Consider the following 925-nt stretch of genomic DNA (forward strand, 5'->3'; position numbering starts at 1 on the left):
TCGTAACCCGTAAAAGGTTGGTTGGATAAATCGCGTTGCCTCAACCAACGCCATACTTGTTCGATAGGGGTTAGCTCTGGGGAATAAGGTGGAAGTTTGATGACACTGACATTTAAAGTCACTGGCAATTTCTTCTGTATGTCATCCTCCACCATCCATTACAACGACAGCGTGACGTCCCTCCTCCGTGACTGCCAATATTTGTTTTAAGTGCTCTATCATGATGTCTTTATTAACCCAGGGACAATGATAGCCTCACCAATTCCTCTTCTGCGACGACTGAACCGAACAGATAAGCATACTCAAATTGTTGTTTCTCGGCTCTTGGGCGAGCTGCTTTTTCAGTCCATAAGTGTGTTGTCGTGTTTTGAGCGGGAAGTTATCCATGAAAAGCCCATGTGGTCGGGCAGGTAATAGATAGAGTTAGGGTGGTAGTGCTCGCCAAATTCTTTCATGATATAAGCGTGGATGTCGGAACCAGTCAGTTCTCCGTCTTGTGTACCATTGGCTTTATCTTTTATATATTGACTCAATTGTTCTCTTTGCTCGGAAGTTAAGAATGGTGGTCTTCCTGTTCTTGGCTTTTCTTGCCATCCTTCCAGCCCTTCTTCAAGAAAGGTTTGAACCTACTTATTGACACTGGTTCGGCTTACCTTGAGAAACTTGGCGATTTGTGTGCGTGAGTGCCCATCATTTGAAATGAGTAAGGGTCAGTGGCCTCATTTTCATCTGAATGGATTTTTGCTGACTTGCGAGTTTTTTAACGTCGATATTATTGAGGCTGTCCATAGCGAATCAGTTCTGTTGTTGGACAGCCTCAATTGGATCATGTTTTTACTTAGATTGGTATTACTTGTCTGTTGAGTGGTGCTCATTGGCGCGGGTGGAGAAAAGCCAAAAAACGATAAGGGTCAAACGGTAGGCA

The 925-nt window shown here is 44.0% G+C and carries 2 protein-coding genes; both read right to left on the bottom strand.

Going from position 1 to position 925, the window contains the following annotated elements; all coding sequences use genetic code 11:
- Positions 1 to 155 (bottom strand): transposase (locus tag R8O11_RS31860; protein ID WP_412035076.1); only part of this gene is annotated, 155 nt, incomplete at its 3' end.
- Positions 156 to 341: 186 nt separating this feature from the next.
- Positions 342 to 602, bottom strand: coding sequence for a helix-turn-helix domain-containing protein (locus tag R8O11_RS25870; RefSeq protein ID WP_318194693.1), 261 nt, complete (start codon positions 600 to 602; stop codon positions 342 to 344).
- Positions 603 to 925: the final 323 nt, after the last annotated feature.

This window comes from Vibrio sp. 1288, assembly GCF_033344475.1.